Origin of the sequence: Acinetobacter sp. LCT-H3 (assembly GCF_001866125.1) — a bacterium.
Taxonomy (GTDB): Bacteria; Pseudomonadota; Gammaproteobacteria; order Pseudomonadales; family Moraxellaceae; genus Acinetobacter; species Acinetobacter schindleri.
Window position 1 is genome coordinate 15,585 of record NZ_MODX01000014.1, and the last position, 17,557, is coordinate 33,141.

15 protein-coding genes and 1 pseudogene are annotated in these 17,557 nt (G+C 41.8%); 8 read left to right on the top strand and 8 right to left on the bottom strand.

What is annotated here, in order from left to right; translation table 11 throughout:
• Window positions 1-22 precede the first annotated feature (22 nt).
• The 5 genes from BK820_RS08890 to BK820_RS15675 all read left to right on the top strand — a co-directional run bounded on the left by BK820_RS08890 (window position 23) and on the right by BK820_RS15675 (window position 5,268).
• Window positions 23-1,390 carry a Na+/H+ antiporter family protein gene (locus BK820_RS08890; protein ID WP_004813546.1) on the top strand — a complete coding sequence of 456 codons (1,368 nt, stop codon included), beginning with the start codon at window positions 23-25 and terminating at the stop codon, window positions 1,388-1,390.
• Window positions 1,391-1,662: 272 nt separating this feature from the next.
• On the top strand, window positions 1,663-2,265 hold the full coding sequence (locus BK820_RS08895; RefSeq protein WP_071320686.1) for an OmpW/AlkL family protein: 603 nt from the start codon (window positions 1,663-1,665) through the stop codon (window positions 2,263-2,265).
• A gap of 166 nt (window positions 2,266-2,431) precedes the next feature.
• Window positions 2,432-2,776 carry a lysozyme inhibitor LprI family protein gene (locus tag BK820_RS08900; protein ID WP_071320687.1) on the top strand — a complete coding sequence of 115 codons (345 nt, stop codon included), beginning with the start codon at window positions 2,432-2,434 and terminating at the stop codon, window positions 2,774-2,776.
• Window positions 2,777-2,888: 112 nt separating this feature from the next.
• Window positions 2,889-4,808, top strand: a complete 1,920-nt coding sequence (gene htpG / locus BK820_RS08905) for a molecular chaperone HtpG (RefSeq protein WP_071320688.1) — start codon at window positions 2,889-2,891, stop codon at window positions 4,806-4,808.
• Between the two features lie 322 nt (window positions 4,809-5,130).
• Complete coding sequence (locus BK820_RS15675; protein ID WP_228715835.1) at window positions 5,131-5,268, top strand: hypothetical protein; 138 nt, start codon at window positions 5,131-5,133, stop codon at window positions 5,266-5,268.
• Between the two features lie 70 nt (window positions 5,269-5,338).
• On the opposite strand, the pseudogene BK820_RS08915 reads toward BK820_RS15675, so the two are convergent.
• The 4 genes and pseudogenes from BK820_RS08915 to BK820_RS15495 form a co-directional block, all read right to left on the bottom strand.
• Window positions 5,339-6,313, bottom strand: a pseudogene (locus BK820_RS08915) (hypothetical protein); the annotation flags it as partial.
• A 239-nt stretch (window positions 6,314-6,552) separates the two neighbouring features.
• Complete coding sequence (locus BK820_RS08920; RefSeq protein ID WP_228715834.1) at window positions 6,553-7,971, bottom strand: hypothetical protein; 1,419 nt, start codon at window positions 7,969-7,971, stop codon at window positions 6,553-6,555.
• Between the two features lie 9 nt (window positions 7,972-7,980).
• On the bottom strand, window positions 7,981-8,160 hold the full coding sequence (locus tag BK820_RS08925) for a hypothetical protein (RefSeq protein WP_005220731.1): 180 nt from the start codon (window positions 8,158-8,160) through the stop codon (window positions 7,981-7,983).
• Window positions 8,161-8,432: 272 nt separating this feature from the next.
• Window positions 8,433-8,588: a hypothetical protein gene (locus tag BK820_RS15495; protein WP_004890542.1), complete on the bottom strand. Its 156-nt coding sequence runs from the start codon at window positions 8,586-8,588 to the stop codon at window positions 8,433-8,435.
• Window positions 8,589-8,992: 404 nt separating this feature from the next.
• Between BK820_RS15495 and BK820_RS08930 the strand changes: the two genes are divergently transcribed.
• Window positions 8,993-9,193, top strand: coding sequence for a dodecin family protein (locus tag BK820_RS08930; protein ID WP_004813529.1), 201 nt, complete (start codon window positions 8,993-8,995; stop codon window positions 9,191-9,193).
• 54 nt (window positions 9,194-9,247) lie between these two features.
• Here BK820_RS08930 and BK820_RS08935 read toward each other — a convergent pair whose 3' ends face one another.
• On the bottom strand, window positions 9,248-9,934 hold the full coding sequence (locus tag BK820_RS08935) for a DsbA family oxidoreductase (protein WP_004813526.1): 687 nt from the start codon (window positions 9,932-9,934) through the stop codon (window positions 9,248-9,250).
• 326 nt (window positions 9,935-10,260) lie between these two features.
• Between BK820_RS08935 and BK820_RS08940 the strand changes: the two genes are divergently transcribed.
• Window positions 10,261-10,620: a hypothetical protein gene (locus BK820_RS08940; RefSeq protein WP_228127786.1), complete on the top strand. Its 360-nt coding sequence runs from the start codon at window positions 10,261-10,263 to the stop codon at window positions 10,618-10,620.
• A 49-nt stretch (window positions 10,621-10,669) separates the two neighbouring features.
• Here the strand turns inward: BK820_RS08940 and scpC are convergent, their stop codons facing one another.
• The 3 genes from scpC to ompR all read right to left on the bottom strand — a co-directional run bounded on the left by scpC (window position 10,670) and on the right by ompR (window position 14,860).
• Entirely contained in the window at window positions 10,670-12,187 is a 1,518-nt protein-coding gene (gene scpC, locus BK820_RS08945; protein WP_071320690.1) for a succinyl-CoA:acetate CoA-transferase ScpC, read from the bottom strand.
• A gap of 205 nt (window positions 12,188-12,392) precedes the next feature.
• Window positions 12,393-13,853, bottom strand: coding sequence for an ATP-binding protein (locus BK820_RS08950; protein ID WP_071320691.1), 1,461 nt, complete (start codon window positions 13,851-13,853; stop codon window positions 12,393-12,395).
• A gap of 242 nt (window positions 13,854-14,095) precedes the next feature.
• On the bottom strand, window positions 14,096-14,860 hold the full coding sequence (ompR, locus tag BK820_RS08955; RefSeq protein WP_004890528.1) for an osmolarity response regulator transcription factor OmpR: 765 nt from the start codon (window positions 14,858-14,860) through the stop codon (window positions 14,096-14,098).
• 326 nt (window positions 14,861-15,186) lie between these two features.
• On the opposite strand from ompR, the gene BK820_RS08960 reads away from it, so the two are divergent.
• On the top strand, window positions 15,187-17,541 hold the full coding sequence (locus BK820_RS08960; RefSeq protein ID WP_071320692.1) for a Tex family protein: 2,355 nt from the start codon (window positions 15,187-15,189) through the stop codon (window positions 17,539-17,541).
• Window positions 17,542-17,557 lie beyond the last annotated feature (16 nt).

The following is a 17,557-nucleotide window of genomic DNA, read 5'->3' on the forward strand; positions in this document are numbered from 1 at the left end:
TTTCTCTCATTCCCAATTCATTATGTTTGCGATTCTTGCTGCTATCGGAGTCATGTGTGGACTCTCCTTGGCACGTGTACCTGTGGTTTTTGCCCTGGTCATTGGTGCTATTCTTGGTGGTTTGCTGGCGGGTCTAGGCCTGCAGGGAACTTTAGATGCATTTAACAATGGCCTGGGTGGTGGTGCTAAAATTGCTTTGGCTTACGGTATTTTAGGTGCATTTGCTTTAGCTTTGGCACGTTCAGGCCTGCCTGATCTTTTGGCTTATAAGATGATTAGTACCTTAAAAGGTGAGGCTGATATCAAAGCACAAAATCGTGTTAAATATATGATTTTTGCAACTGTTGCAATTGCCGCGGTCTTCTCTCAAAACGTGATTCCTGTGCATATTGCGTTTATACCTGTGTTGATTCCGCCTTTATTGATTGTATTTAATCACTTGCAGTTAGACCGCCGTCTGGTGGCCTGTTTGCTGACATTTGGTCTGGTTGCGACCTATATGCTGATTCCAGTTGGTTTTGGTGCAATCTTCCTGAATGATATTTTGGGTCAGAATATCAATACTTTTGGTAAAGCTTATGGCTTCCAGATCACCTATGACCAGATTCCAGCTGCCATGGCGCTTCCTGTATTTGGCATGTTTATCGGTTTGCTGGTTGCGATCTTTATCAGCTATCGTAAGCCACGTGTGTATAAAGATATCCAGGTCGAACAGCAGCAGAGTATTTCTGCCGAACTGGGCGTAGAACAGCAGGCAGCTCGACCTCAAATTGCCAAGTTCACCATCTGGATGGCAGTGATTGCAGTTGTAGCAACGCTGGCTGTGCAGCTGTATTCAGATTCTATGATTCTTGCAGGTTTGGTGGGCGTAGCAATTCTTAGCTGTGCCGGAATCTTTAAATGGAAAGAAGCAGATGATGTGATCATTACCGGTATGCGTATGATGGCACTGGTTGGTTTCATTATGATCGCTGCCCAGGGTTTCGCCTCAGTCATTGAAGCAACCAATCAGGTGCCAGCGCTGGTTCAGGCCTCTGTAGAATGGATTGGTCAAAGTAAAGCACTTGCAGCCTTCTTAATGCTCTTGATTGGTCTGCTAGTAACTCTTGGGATCGGTTCATCATTCTCGACTGTGCCAATTCTAGCCATCATTTATGTACCGTTATGCATTCAGTTTGGCTTTAGTCCTGAAGCAACTATTGCCATTATTGGTACTGCTGCGGCATTGGGGGATGCAGGTTCGCCAGCGTCAGATTCTACCCTTGGCCCAACGTCTGGCCTGAATATGGATGGTCAACATGACCATATGAAGGACAGTGTGATTCCAACCTTTATCCACTACAACATTCCATTGCTGATTTTTGGCTGGATTGCGGCAATGGTGCTTTGATTGTGTGATGTTTCACACATTTTATTTGAATTAGTGCCTATTAATTCTGACTTGTCTGCTTGGAATAAATAATAATTAAATCAGATTAACTTGGTTGGTGCTTTAATCCAACCGGGTTGGTCAGATTAAAATAAATATATATTAATTACATATACTTAAATAATGCTTATAATTTGATTTTATAATATCTATTGCATATTAATTTTAACCATGTTTATTATTAATTAAGGTATATTTTTCTTAATAATTATTCTTCCTGTGGGGTATTAAAAATGTTAAAGCAAGTTGCTCTAATTGCATTAATGGGTCTTTCAGTATCTGCGATGGCAGGCCAGTGGCAAGTTAAGGTAGGTGGCTCGGTTATTTCTCCGACTGGTGAGTATCAGCTTGGCCCAGATGCTGAGCTAAAAGCTGCGGATGAATTAGCATTTACACCATCGGTTGAATATTTCTTTAATGACAACATCTCTGCAGAATTATTCCTTGCAGCACCTATTAATCATGATGTTGAATTAAATGGTACGGATGTAGTGCGAATTAAACATTTACCACCAACACTGACTGCAAAGTATCATTTTAAAAACTCAACTCGCTTTACTCCATACATTGGTGTAGGTGGTACAGTATTTGTTGCTTGGGATGAACGTACAAAAGGTCTAGGCGATACTGACGTAGATGTAAAAGAAGATTTTGGCTTTGCTGGACAGGTAGGCTTCGGCTATCAACCAGCTGATGCGAAAAACTGGGGTGTTTACTTTGATGCACGTTATGCACAAATTAGCCCTGAAGTTACTTTGACTGGAGATGTACCAGCTAAATTTGATCTAGATATTGATCCTATGGTTTACACCATTGGCTATAGCTACAAATTCTAATTTTTGGAATTATCCAAAAGCCTTATCTACGGATAGGGCTTTTTTTTGCAAAATAACAACGATTTATAACGTGATTTAATTGAGTAGATTCGCCCTGTTCAAATATATTGAATGCAATAAAGTCAAAGATAATCTGAATACAATAAAGAGAATAGGAAGATCAAGAATGAAGTGGTTGCTTAGAAGTGGATTGGTCTTCTTTATGGTCTGGACGACTCAAAGCTATGCGGCAAGTTTCGACTGCCAGAAGGCTCAGTCACAAACTGAAAAGGCGATTTGTCAGCATCGGACACTGAATGATGCCGATGTCAAAATGGCCACCAGTTACAATATTATCCGTCATCTTGTGCCCATGGGTACGCGCTCGGTCATTCAGCGAGATCAGGTCAAGTGGTTACAGTTTCGTGATCAGTGTCAGGAGTCTGTCGACTGTCTGACGCAGGTGTATAAAATGCGCCAGCAACAGATCGACTTGCAATTTGACCGGGTCTATCGTCAAGGACCATTTTAAGTGGTGAATTTTTTTGCATGAAAATCACTAGATACTATTGAAAATTAAATAACTCACTCCATTCATATAGGCATCAGCTTAAGTCTGTTTCCAAGAATGAAAGGAGTAAAGAATGAGCGAGTCAAACGCACAAAAGCATAGTTTCCAGGCCGAGGTGGCGCAGTTACTGCACCTCGTGACACATTCGCTATACTCAAACCCTGAAATTTTCCTGCGTGAATTGATTTCAAATGCTTCAGATGCATGTGATAAGTTACGCTTTGAAGGGATCAATCATCCTGAATATTATGAAAATGAACCTGACCTGCGTGTTCGGGTCAGTCTCGATCAAAACAATAAAACGATTACTATTTCTGATAATGGCATTGGCTTAAGCCAGCAAGAAGCCATTGATAACTTGGGGACGATTGCCAAATCAGGTACCAAAGACTTTATGTCAAAACTGACCGGGGATCAAAAAGCCGATGCCCAGTTGATCGGTCAGTTTGGTGTCGGTTTCTATTCAGGCTTTATTGTCGCCGACAAGATCACTGTAGAGTCCCGTCGTGCAGGTGCGGACAAGTCTGAAGGCGTACGCTGGATCAGTGGTGGTACAGGTGATTTCGAAGTTGAACAGATCACTAAAGACGGCCGTGGTACGGACATTATCCTGCATTTGCGTGAAGATGCTCTGGATTATCTGCAAAGCTATAAAGTGAAGCAGATTATTAATAAATATTCTGACCATATCAGCTTGCCTATCCAGATGCAGAAAGAAGTCTGGCAGGAAGAAGAAGCTGCAGAGGGTGAAACACCAAAAGGTGGTCAATATGTGAAGACGGACGAGTGGGAAGCGATCAACTCTGCCAGTGCTTTATGGACCCGTAATAAATCTGAGATTACTGAAGAACAGTATGTCGAGTTTTATAAGAACCTGACTCATGACTTTGCTGCACCGCTGGCTTGGGCGCATAACCGTGTTGAAGGTAGCACAGAATACACCCAACTGCTTTATGTACCAAGCAAGGCTCCACAGGATATTTTCACCCGTGATGCCAAAGCAGGGATCAAGCTGTATGTGAAACGTGTCTTCATTATGGATGATGCGGATAACCTGATTCCAAACTATCTGCGCTTTGTACAAGGTGTGGTGGATAGTGCAGATTTACCATTAAATGTAAGTCGCGAATTACTACAGGAAAGCCGTGATGTCAAAACGATTCGTGAAGGCAATACCCGTCGTATCCTGACCATGCTGGATAATCTGGCCAAGTCTGAAGATGAAAAAGATCAGGAAAACTTCAAAACTTTCTACCGTGAATTTGGTGCTGTGCTGAAAGAAGGTTTGGGTGAAGATTTTAGTAACCGTGAACGCATCCTGAAATTACTGCGTTATGCGACCTCAACCAATGATGAAATCAGTACTTCATTGGCAGACTATAAAGCTCGCATGAAGGAAGGTCAAAAGGCTATTTATTATGTAACGGCTGACAGTCTGAATGCAGCGAAAAATTCTCCTCAGCTGGAACTGTTCAAGAAAAAAGGCATTGAAGTTCTCCTCATGTCTGAGCGCGTAGATGAATGGGCAATGAACTTCGTGCATGAATTTGATGGTACGCCGTTGCAGAATGTATCTAAGGGTGCAGTAGATCTCGGTGATCTGCAAGATGCTGAAGAGAAGAAAGCGCTTGAAGCAGCTGCTGAGCAGTTTAAGCCTGTAGTCGATAAACTGACGGATTCCTTGAAGGATAAAACTAAGGAAGTGCGTGTAACAACTCGTCTGGTAGATTCACCAGCCTGTCTGGTGACGGGGGAAGGGGAGTTATCACCACAATTGATCCGTATGCTGAAAGATGCGGGCCAGCCTGTACCGGATATGAAACCGATTTTAGAGATCAACCCTGAACATCCATTGGTGAAAAAACTGGAAGGCTCTACCCAGTTTGATGACCTGGCCAATGTCATCTTTGATCAGGCGGTGATTGCTGAAGGTGGTTTACCAGAGAATCCGGCGGAGTATGTAAAGCGTATTAACAGTCTGTTATTAGCTTAATTTTCAGAGTTAGAAAAACCCTTCTTATAGAAGGGTTTTTTTATGACTATTCACTGGAAATATTAGACTATAAAAGGGCTTTAATCTGGAGAACCCATCATCAAAATAAAAAAATACATTAAAGTATTTCATTTGATAAACAGATAATAAAATAAAAAATAATTTATAATAACGATTGTTAAGTTAATGGAGATATAAATCATAAAATCAGTAATCGTCATTAGTCTGTTAACTGCCTTACTGATATCCATGAGCCAGCTCACGATGGCGAACTAGTACTGAAAAAGTGGTATGTACTGATCGTATAAGTTTCTATAAACCTATGAAAATGGAAGCTCAACAGGTTGAACGTGTACAGCGTAACGATCGTGTAGTGTTTAACAAAGCCACTCTGGATCAGCCATCTTTGCAACCTAAACGTGTAATGCGTACAGACCGTATTATGTTTAGCAAAATTTAATGAATGACGATTGTATCGGATTGAAAAAGCCCATCTGACATGGGCTTTTGTATATCTAACGTTACTGATTTTAGAAAATAGCTTCTAAGCGGACTGCGGCGCCTAGGTAATGATTCCGATCTTCACGATGGTCATTTAAATAATTGACATCCGTCTGTACGAAGAACCATTCTCGAAGAAAGGGCTGGCGCCAGGAAACATAAGGTCCCCAAGTATTCAGACGTAGGTCTGTATCATTCATATAACCCCCAGTATAGAGGCCGTAACTGAAGCGGTGAGCATTAAAGAACTGGTGCTGTCGAAAACTGTAATTATTCCAGCGTAAATCATCATCCTGTTCATCTGCATAGATCAGGCTGAACTGGTTGGAGAGAAAAGGTTGATTAGGGCGCGCATGGGTCAATTCCAGGTTGGTTCGCAGATAGTTTTCACTATCAATCCCGTAACGATAGATCTGTTCGGCATGGAATGAGAAGTCATTATGTAGTGCCCAATCTCGACTTGCTTTTATACGGACATAGATATCATCGCCAGAACGAACCCCCAGATCCAGATCAGTTTCAAAAGGAAGTTTTTTAGAAAGTTCCGACCAGCGCAATGCGAGAGAGCTGTTATTTTCTCGTGTCCGGCTACGGTCCAGCCGTCTGTCAGGCGCATTGCCTGGATTCTCATTGGTAATTGCGACATTGTCATTCAGTTCATTATCGAGGCTGTCATCACCAAAAACCACACTGAGTTTACGTTCTAATGTGGGAAGCTTGATTCTACCGCGAATACGGGGTTTGACTTCATATTCATCATATTTGTTCCAGCTATTATCCACAATCACTCTCAGGGTGGCACGTGCAGGTTCATTTTCATCGGGTTCACCAAACCAGTTGTCAATTTTATTTGCAGTACGGTTAGTCCAGTGACGAATCCCTTTTTGTTTTCGATCTACCCAGGTATTTTCCTCAGTCTCATGGGTACTGGGAACGATGGGTTCACTCGACTGCTCCGGTAAAAAAGTAGGTGTGCTATCTATGAATCGCGGAATATAGTCAAGGAAGCTAAAGCTTTTGGAAGGCTCTGCTTCCTGCTCATCAGGCTCGGCTGTTTGACTTGTATCAGAAGATTGATCAAGCCCGGCCCAAAGTATCGGGCTAACACTTGTTAAACTGATCAGTAAGAAAGATGCGGGCAAAATCCGGCTTTTTTTCATAGGGCTATTCTTGCTCTTTTTCTTTATATTTCAAGAATAAGTTTGCAGAATTGCATCTAATAAAAGCAACCAGAACTACAAAATTACATCAATTTTTCCAAAGCCTTATCCAGGATGCTTGCATAAAGTTCTGCTACCGCCACAGGCTCTTTAATCTCCAGCAGAATCTGGTGGATCAGCTGCCAGTTAATTTGCTGATCACGTTTCAGAATCAAGCACGGATACATCTGTTCCGTGGAAGACAGCTTAAGACGTTGTTCCCCATGAATCACACGCAATTTTTGACGTTCCTGTAGTAATAGAAGGGGAGTATGAAAGTTGGCTGGCTGCTCATCAAATAGAATAAATTTTTTGGTGGTAATCTGATGCAGAGGAATAAATGGGAAATAATCTTCTTGTTGCCAGATCAAGCGGGCCTGTTCGGAATAAGTTTGATAGAGCGAATCAAGCTGTAAGAATTTAGTACTTAATTCAACAGCGCTAATCGTTTTAATAGCAGCAATATAATAATTCTGTTGTTGTCCCCAGAACTGCATTAACTGTATGGCTTGCTGCCATTCACTTGTCCCTAATAGCATACAATAGTGGCTAAAGCGTCCCGTGCTATCTATCTGCTCAGCCAAGTAAACTGGTTGAGAGTTCCAGTCTATATGTGCCTGATAATGCCAAGCCATTTTGAGATGTTGCAGGGATGAATCAGAAGCCAGTCTTAATTCAAAAAGATGATGATTACCTATTTCGACCAAGCTAACATCAGAAACCTGAAATAATAAATCCTGAAATTCTAGAGTCGCTGGAATATCGGGTACTGCGACGCTCTCCTTATCCTCTACTTGTGGTTCGTCTGGCTCTGAATGACTTAAATCTAATTCTGCTGGAGGTACGATTGTCTGAAGCACATTTGAAGCTTTTTGTTGAACGGGCAAAACTTGAGGATTCGCCCAAATCTCATGTTTGGAGATATAAGTATTTATAGAGGGTTCAGGAAGCTTTTCTTCAACCATCTCTAAAGACAATGGGGTCGCAGTAGCTTGTAATTCATGATCACTTTTCAAACATGAAGAAAGCTGTTGCTGGTGTAACAGCCAGCTAAAGCTCTGCTCTATATCAAGGTTCCATTCACTGATCAATGCAGTACGTTGAGGTGCTGGGATCAGCCAGATTTGCCAGCCACGTTTAGGATCATGCAAGAAAGCCCAACCTGAAAGCGGGTGAGCATACAGGGCTTCCTTTAGATGATCTGCATTGAGAAAAAAACCACGGAAGCTATGGTAATAATGGGTTTCTCGAGCAAATTCCTGTGCAGCAAGTTCAGGTTGAAGACGGGTTTTGAATGCCAGTAGCTGTTTCTTGAAAACAGGCTCATTGCACTGCTGAAAAATTTCTTGCACACGTTTTTTAGAGCGGACTACTTCATATAAGCTGAGACTACGATGATCCAGATCATATCCTAATTCATACAGTTCTTTAATCAGACGTACTTTTTCAAGAGCATTCATCATCGTCATCTATTATAAATATTTAAGTGCTTTATCCAGGCTTTTGGCCAGAATGATATTGGCAGCCAGTTCAATCAGTTTATATTCAGTTGAGTTAGGATCGGTATAACGTTCGGCTAACTGCAACAGATGATCAACTGGAATCGCCTGTGGTGAAATTTGACCTTGTACTAAAGCTTGCAATTCATTCATGGCAAAACTTGTCACATATAAAAAATGATCATTTTTTGATTATATGGAGGAAAATATAAAAATGTTATTTTTTATCAATTATTTTCTAGAAATGTAGCGCGATAAAATTTTGAAGGGTGTGGAAGATCACCTGGATGAATCATGGATCAAAATATTTAGGTAATTGAAATAAGCTTGAATATAAATTTAATCGTTTTCTGTCATGTAGTACTGCAAAAATAAAAAACAGGCTGAATATTTCAGCCTGTTTTTTTAAGAAAGAAGCTAGAAAATTAAGCTTCTTTTACAGTTTCAGCAGTATCCGCCGCAACAGTTTCAACTGCAGCCGCTTTTTTTGCTGGAAAGTCAGGTGTGTAGACAATTTGCGCAGTTGCAGTTACTGAAAGTGCCATTACCGTTGCAGCCAGAACAAATTTAATTGCGTTCATAATATGACCTTTATAAGCTGATGTTCAATATATTGAACTGGGAGAAAATAGAACCTTATTTGTGTGAAAATGATACCAAAGCGGCAGTATTAAAAAATGATTGATTCGGCAATTTTATAAAAAATAATTAAATTTTATTTATAAAAAACAATAAATTAGAACTTTTACTCTAATCTCGAGAAAACTCATTCTTCATAAGGCTTATTTAAAAAATAATAATTTAAATAAGAATAAAGATTTTTATATGAAAGATTTAAAAGGTGATGCCATGCTGATTAGAGTGAGGTGAACACGGTATTGTAAAACACATGTAAGGATTTGCTGTCCGATGTTTAAGGAACGTTTGCTCAGGATTTAAATCCACTATGATGACGCTTCACTCACCATAAAAAGAGAGTTACATCATGGCGATTGCAAAAGTTGTTGAAGTTAATTCGAGTAGCAATAAGAGCTTTGAGGATGCGATTCAGACTGGCATTGCTAAGGTCACCGAAACCGTCAAGAATGTTCAGGGTGCCTGGATTAATGAACAAAAAGTTGTCATCAAAGACAATAAAATTACTGAATATCGGGTCAATCTTAAAATCAGTTTTCTGGTCGAATAAATACAGAACAAAAAAATCCCCATTTGAAATGGGGATTTTTTTATGTGTCTTATCTTATTCAGATTTAGGCAGATCACATTGATCATCAGTACATTGTTCTGCAGCAGCCTGCGGTGGCTCTAGCGCTTTTTCTAGAACCTGTACAAATACTTCCTTGGGTTGGGCACCCGCCAAGGCAATACGCTGGTCAAATACAAAGAACGGAACACCTGTAACTTTCAACTGGTCGCGTGCAATTTCCTGATCGAATTTAACGAAATCTGCATATTCTTCTGAATTCAGCACGTCATCAACTTCAACAGGATTCAGACCTATACGGGCTGCTACATCTTCTAAGGTTTCACGCTCTCCAATGGCTAGACCTTGGGTCATATAACTATAGAAGAAAGCTTCTTCAGCTTCGTTACCTAAACCTTTGCTCTGGGCAAGATGGATAATACGGTGAGCATTAAAGGTATTGCCTGAGTTGGCACCTTCCCAGTTAAACTCGATACCTTCTGCCTTGGCCATCTCGGCAATATTACGTTGCATTTCTTCGACTTCTGCCACAGTACGGCCATATTTCTGCGCAAGTCTTTCAGAATTAGAAATTTCCTGACGTACAGGTGCTTCAGGATCAAGCTGGAAGCTATGCCAGTGAACTTCAAGTTCTACACCTGCCTGTTCTGCAGCAGCTTCTAAACGTTTTTTACCGATATAACAAAAAGGGCAGACCACATCCGACCAGATATCTACGCGCATGAAATTTCCTAAATATTTCTATTAGGAGAAGTATGAGGGCATATAGCCAGAATTTAAAGGTTGAATAGGTCGAAAGAACTAGGGAGAAGATTAAAGAATTTTAAATTTTAGACATTCTTTATTACTTAACTTGTCTTTGGTTATTCGTCTGAATATTCACGTTTTTTGCGAAATAGTTCAATGAATAGCATAGATCTGTTGTAGATATTTCATAAAATAATGATAAGTGGTTGATCTTATTGTGAATTAAAATGTTATTTTGATATTGCTGAAATTTAGGAGGCAGTGCTATGAATAGGGTCTGTAGCTATACATGCGCTATGTTAATGGCAGGGATACAGCTTCCAGCAATTGCAAGTTTTTTTGATTCATCTGATTTTGAACATTTGGATGATGATTTACTTGCGCTGGTGTCAGGACAGGATCGTTCATTTCAAACAAAAACAGATTTATATTGGGCTGATACATTGCAAAGAATGACGCCGCAGGGTTTCCCAGTAGCTGCACAGAGTAATCAGGAGAGTTTGAGTTTATTTAATAGTGTATTTCAATTTAATGAAAAAGGGCAGTTAACCTTACAGATCAATCAGGATGTAGTATCGATTGGTGTGATTGAATGTTCTTTAAGTATTCACGGTCTCTCAGAAGTCGGAAAAACCCTTGGTGATCAAATCAAGTTTAATTAAGTTTTGCCGATAAAAAAACGCCCTGAAGGGCGTTTTTTTATCAACTCAATTATGCAGATTTAGCTTCTTTTACAGAGGCTAACATCGAACCAGTTTCTTCAAAGTTTGCATGCCAGCTCAACGCTTCATTTAGAAGGTGAGGTGTCTGACCACCACGTACACATGCACGATCAAAGTAGTCATTTAATGCATCTTTGTACATTGGATGTACACAGTTGTCGATGATGGCACGAGCACGCTCACGTGGCGCTAAACCACGAAGATCTGCCAGACCCTGTTCAGTTACAAGCACATCTACATCATGGCCAGTATGGTCAACATGAGATGCCATTGGAACAACAGATGAGATGTCACCGCCTTTGGCAATTGACTTGGTTACGAAGATCGCAATGTGCGCATTACGCGCGAAGTCACCTGAACCACCGATACCGTTCATCATTTTGCTACCACATACGTGAGTAGAGTTCACGTTACCGTAGATATCAAACTCAAGTGCAGTGTTAATACCGATAATACCTAAACGACGTACCAGTTCAGGATGGTTAGAAATTTCTTGCGGACGTAATACAAGTTTATCTTTGTATTGCTCAAGATTGTTAAATACTTTCTCGCCGTATTTTGCAGAAAGGGTAATTGATGAGCCTGAAGCAAATTTCATTTTACCCGCATCGATCAATTCGAAAGTACAGTCTTGCAGTACTTCTGAGTACATGATCAGGTCTTCAAAATTAGACTCTTTCAGACCAGTCAATACGGCATTTGCAATTGAACCGATACCGGCCTGAAGTGGGCCTAAGTTTTTCGGTAAACGTTCTGCTGCTACTTCTTTTTCGAAGAAAGCAATCAGGTGATTTGCGATAGATTGAGTCTCATCATCCGGAGCTGTTACTGTAGATGGAGAATCATGGTATTCACTATTAATGACGATACCAACAATTTTCGCCGGATCGATATTGATTGCATGTGTACCGATACGCTCATCTACTTTAGTCAATGGAATCGCTTGACGTGTTGGACGATAAGTCGGGATATAGATATCGTGTAAGCCTTCAAATGCTGGGCTTAAGTTTGTATTGATTTCTACAATCACTTTTTCTGCAAAAATTGCAAAGCTTGCAGAGTTACCAACTGAAGTTGTAGGAATAATGCCGCCGTCTTCAGTAATCGCAACCGCTTCAATCACTGCTACATCTGGTTTTTTCAGCTGCTGGTTACGCATCTGTTCAACAGTTTCAGACAAATGCTGATCGATGAACATCACTTCACCCTTGTTGATTGCTTTACGCAGGGTGTTGTCGACCTGGAATGGCAAACGACGTGCCAATACACCAGCTTCTGTTAATTGCTTGTCCAGGTCATTCCCTAGAGAAGCACCAGTGATGAGGGTGATCTTTAATGGGTTCGCTTTTGCCTGCTGTACCAGAGCCAGTGGAACCGCTTTTGCTTCACCTGCACGAGTGAAGCCACTCATACCTACAGTCATGCCATCTTCGATGAACTGAGCTGCCTGTTCTGCACTCATTACTTTATTGTGTAGGGATGCTAAACGGATACGGTCTAAAGACATTTGAACTCTCTTAAATTCCTGAATACTGATACGGATTGTACCGATCAAAAAAAGTATTTTGCATAGGTGTTAGGCTAAGGTCTAATTTTTTAGCCAAATAGTGGTATAAAAATAAATGATGATTTTTAACATATTGAATAATATATTATTTATATAAATAAGAAATTAAATCCTAAAAATCAAATGTATAAATATTAATCTATTCTTAAAAGTGACCAGTAATACTTTGTCGGATTTTGTCGAGCGTGGTCGGGGTCGCAGTCTGTTCTGGTTCTGCCTGATGAATTGGTAGTGAAATGATGGCTTCCAATCCACCTTCAGGTCGATTATGAATGTATAGTTCACCAGAGTGAATATCGACAATCCGTTTTACAATGGCCAGTCCCAAGCCACTACCCTGAACAGTACGAGCCGAATTACCTCGTACAAAAGGCTGCATGAGATCTTCAATTTGATCCTCTGGAATACCTTCACCATGATCGGCCACTTTGATCAACAGTCGATCCTGTTCAATCTGGGCAGAGAGTTCGACTGGTTCGGCACCATAGCGTTTTGAGTTATTAATCAAGTTACCAATCAATCGCTTAAGCGACATACTGCGGGCTTGGATCAGTGGTAATTCCTGAGGCGTAAAGTGGATATCAAGCGGCTTAAACTGGGTAACCAGTTCTTGTAGTAGGGTATTGACATTGGTTTCTTGTGGCTCTTCATCGGAACCATCGCGCATAAAGGAAATAAACTGATTTAAAATTGCATCCATGTCCTCGACATCATAAATCAGACCTTCTTTGAGGAAATCTTCGTCTGGCATCATCTCGGCACTCAGGCGGATACGGGTCAGAGGCGTGCGCAAATCATGTGAAATACCAGCGAGCATAATCCGGCGTTCACGCTCAGTCTGTTCTAGCGTGTAGATCATGTGGTTAAAGGCATTGTTCACTTGGCGGATTTCAAGCGGCCCATGATTGGTATCCAGATAGGGTGCAGAACCAGTTGCACTATAGCTATTCGCGGCTTCCTGTAAGCGACGTAGCGGACGATTCAGCTGACGGACCAAAGTCAGAATAATAATGCCAGCAATCAATGGCGTCCCCAGTAACCAGCCAAAAATCAGTTCAGGGCTATAGTTAGCATAGGTTTTTAAAGGTTCACGAACCCAATGACCATTCATTTCAGGCGTTTGAATCCAGATCTGGGGGCTAGGCTTAAACTGGAAATATACAGTTGCCCGGTCAATACGTAATTCTTTTGCCAGCTTTTCCTCAATTTTGCTGGTAAAAAATTCGGCAATCACCTTTTCACGAATATTGGGATACTGTGCAGGGTCGGTAATGTACTCAATCCCAATACGGCTTTTTAAATAATCATCGATATCTACTTCCTGATCATGGTGATACAGGCGCAGGCTAGGATTATTCAGGATTTCCAGTTCAACAGCGAGATAGCGGGCATGTTGCTGAATTTCCGGCAAATAGAGAGTTCGCCAGAAAAACCAGATCGACATCACCAGACTGAACAGGACCACAAAAACCACAAGTACCGCGGTTCGCATTGCGGCAGAACGTGGCTTGATTTTGTCGAGAAAACGTTCCATACGGGTACGTTTCTTTTCCGAGTAATGGACAAAATCAGTAAATTCTTGTGGGTCGATGGGGTCAAGTTTCACACCAGCATCCTGTGGGCGTTTTCCAGATTTTACAGAAATATTCTTGGGATAGAATCTTAACTGCCTGTGTCTTTAATAAAAGACTTTTCAATAAATAAAATACTGTTATTCCAGTAAAACTGTGCCATTCGCTGAACTTGTAAAGTTCCATGCCAGCCAGGAATGCAAGTTTGGCTCAGACAGCAGCGAATGGCATTTAGAGACAATAGACGAAGGTAATCCTTATCCCTTTATAGTTTTTCTTATTCAGCACCATCTGGAACAAAGACATAACCCACACCCCATACGGTCTGGATATAGCGCGCACGAGCCGGATTTTCCTCTACCAGACGACGCAGACGAGACACTTGCACATCAATCGAACGTTCCATTGCCCCCCATTCACGACCACGTGCCAGATTCATCAGCTTGTCACGTGTTAACGGTTCACGTGGATGCTGTACTAAGGCTTTTAATACAGCAAATTCACCTGTTGTGAGGGTTACCACCTGACCTTCACGCGTTAAGGTGCGGGTAGAAAGATCAAGTGACCATGGACCAAAGCTAACCACTTCCATTTGCTGGCTTGGCGCACCTGGTACTTCACGCACCTGGCGACGTAATATGGCACGGATACGTGCTAATAACTCATTTGGATTGAATGGCTTTGGTAGATAGTCATCTGCACCGGCTTCAAGTCCTGCGATACGATCCGAGTCGCTACCACGTGCTGTCAGCATGATGATTGGTGTATCGATATTGGACTGGCGTAAACGACGACAGATACTCAGACCATCCTCAACAGGGAGCATAAAGTCGAGCACGATCAGAGAAAACAGTTCTCGCTGTAGCAGTCGGTCCATTTGAGTAGCATCATGCGCAGTCTTGACCACAAAACCCTTATCTTCTAAAAAGCGTTGCAGCAAGGTACGTAAACGGACATCGTCATCGACAACCAGAATGCGTTCTACCCGATCGGTTTCGGTATGTACTGCATCGGTTTTTTCAGCGGGTACAACTAAACTCATAAGGTGCTCCTTTATTCTTTATTGTCGTCTTAAACAAAAACTAATAGATGTCTTGAGTATACGATTCATTTATAGCGATTGACTATGCTCTAAAGCAACAAAAATTGCAGTTAAAATCAAGGGATGGATACCAAATATATACAGGTAAATGATAAAAGTTTCGCAAATATGAGGGAGTCATTGCCTGGATCTAAACGTCATTCTTCAAATATTGAACAACACTGTCATAATTCATAAAGATAAATTAATAAAAACAATTGTGGATTTTATAGGCCTGGTCTTTATAATCATGCCATTTAGTACTTATCCTTGTGGGATCAAACACGATGACTGACTTAGTTCAGCAGTTGGCAAAAGAACTTGCCGTACGTCCAACTCAAGTAGAAGCTGCCATCAAACTTATTGATGAAGGTGCCAGTGTTCCATTTATTGCACGTTACCGTAAAGAAGTAACGCAGGGCTTAGACGATACGCAACTACGCCAGCTCGATACGCGTTTATCATACTTGCGTGATTTGTATGAGCGCCGTGAAAAGGTGATTGAATCACTCAAAGAACAAGATAAATTATCTGATGATTTATTGGCGCGGGTAAATGCGGCAGAAACCAAAAATGCATTAGAAGAAATTTACGCGCCGTACCGTCCAAAACGTACCAGTAAATCATTCAAAGCCAAAGAAGCTGGTCTTGGTCCGATTGCAGAGAAAATCTTTGCTGAAGCGGTTGATCCTGCCGAAGCACTTGCAGGCTTTAGTCATGAAGATTATCCAGATCAAGAAAGCCAGTTGGATGCGATCCAGCACATCCTGATTGATGACTGGGCACAGAACATTGCGCTGACCACTGAGCTGAAAGCCACATTTGCAAAAACTGCCATTTTAAAAAGTTTGGTTGCTTCTGATGAGAAAAAAGAAGTTGGCAAGAAATTCCGTGATTACTTCGATTTCTCTGAAAACCTGAACAAAGTTCCTTCGCATCGTTTGTTGGCAATGCTGCGTGGCCGTCAGGAAAATGTCCTGGGCCTGAAAGTGGATGGCGAAGACGATGCTCCATTGGCACGTATTGAAACAGAATATAATCTGGATGCCATTCAGCCCCAGTCTCGTCAGGATTTCCTGAAACAGACTGCGAAACTGTTCTGGCTGGGTAAAGTCCGCCCGACGATTGAGCATTCTTTATTGACTGAAAAACGTCTGGCTGCTGAATCTGAAGCAATGAACGTGTTTGCGGAAAACTTACGTCACTTACTGCTTTCTGCACCTGCTGGCGCGCGTACGACGCTGGGCGTTGACCCGGGTATCCGTACAGGTGTGAAACTGGCAGTAGTAAATGAATCTGGCGATGTTTTGGCACATAGCACCATTTATCCATTTGCTCCAAAAGATGATAAAGAAGGTTCACTGACCGAGCTAGCGCGTTTATGCCGTGAGTTTAATGTTGACCTGATTGCGATTGGTAATGGTACGGCAAGCCGTGAAACTGAAGCGCTAGTAGCTGAAATGATGGCAGCAAACAGTGACCTGAAACTGACCCGCGTTTCTGTGTCTGAAGCAGGTGCTTCTGTTTATTCTGCTTCTGAATTGGCTTCTCAAGAACTTCCAGAGCTGGATGTGTCGATTCGTGGCGCGGTTTCGATTGCACGCCGTTTACAGGATCCATTGGCTGAACTGGTGAAAATCGATCCAAAATCGATTGGTGTAGGTCAGTACCAGCATGATGTGAATCAGGCTGGTCTGGCGAAAACCCTTGAAGCAGTGGTAGAGGATTGTGTGAACTCGGTGGGTGTTGATGTCAATACTGCATCTTCTGCAATTTTGGGTTATATCGCCGGTCTGAATAAATCGATTGCACAGCAGATCGTAGATTTCCGTAAGGAAAATGGCCGTTTTGATAACCGTCAGTCATTGAAAAAAGTGCCACGTTTAGGCGAACGTACTTTTGAACAGGCTGCGGGCTTCTTGCGTATTCTAGATGGCTCTGAGCCACTGGATGCTTCTGCAGTACACCCTGAATCATATACGCTTGTGTCTAAAATTGTTGAAGCGAAAGCAACAACGGTAAAAGACATTATTGGCAATACTGAAATCATTCGTCAGGTAAATCCTGAAGAGTTTGCTGATGAGCAATTCGGTCTGCCAACGATTCAAGACGTCTTGGCAGAGCTGGAAAAACCGGGTCGTGACCCGCGTCCAGAATTCCGTACCGCCAAGTTCCGTGATGATATCACTGAAGTTGCACAATTGTCTGAAGGCATGCAACTGGAAGGTGTAGTGACCAACGTGACTAACTTCGGCGCATTTATCGATGTCGGTGTCCATCAAGATGGCTTAGTGCATATTTCTGAACTTGCCAATGAATTTGTCGCTGATCCACATAAAGTGGTGAAACCTGGTCAAATCGTGCAAGTTCGTGTTTTGAATGTGGATGCTGAACGTAACCGCGTGAATTTGTCGATGCGTCCTGAAGGTTCTGCAGCTCCGGCAAAAGCCCCACGTCAACCACGCCGTGAAAACAATGAAGCACGTGGTGAACGTAAGCCTCAAGGCAAACGTCCACAGCAAGCACGTCCGCAAGGTGAGCGTCCTCAGGGCAAGAAACCGCAAGTGGCTAAACCACAGGAGCAAAAAATTGGTGGTTTAGGTGCATTGTTATTACAGGCGGGGATTAAAGGTTCGAAATAATCTTTAGTTGTTAATA